This window comes from Pelomonas candidula (assembly GCF_043555985.1).
GTDB lineage: Bacteria > Pseudomonadota > Gammaproteobacteria > Burkholderiales > Burkholderiaceae_C > Pelomonas > Pelomonas candidula.
This window is the reverse complement of sequence record NZ_JBIGIC010000090.1, coordinates 1-251: the sequence shown is the minus strand read 5'-3', so window position 1 is coordinate 251 and position 251 is coordinate 1. Positions and strand designations below refer to the sequence as shown.

Below are 251 nucleotides of genomic sequence, written 5' to 3'. Positions count from 1 at the left end.
GCGCGTCGCGCACGTTCTTCTCGATCTGGCCCTTCTCCCAGCCGGAGGCCGGGTTGCAGAACTCGACCTCGAAGAGGTAGTGGCTGACCATCGCAGCGAAGCGCGCGTTGACGTCGCGCGCCTTGCCTGCGTATTTCGGCCCAACGTGACCGCCGATTTCGGCATCGTGACCGGTCATTTCGGTCATCGTGACCGACCGCTGATTTCGGCTCATCGTGACCGGCCGTTTCGGCATCGTGACCGCCCATTTC

At 63.3% G+C, this 251-nt stretch carries 1 protein-coding gene; it reads right to left on the bottom strand.

From position 1 onward, the window contains the following. On the bottom strand, positions 1-251 hold a 251-nt coding region (locus ACG04R_RS28615; RefSeq protein WP_394418249.1), incomplete at both ends, for a hypothetical protein.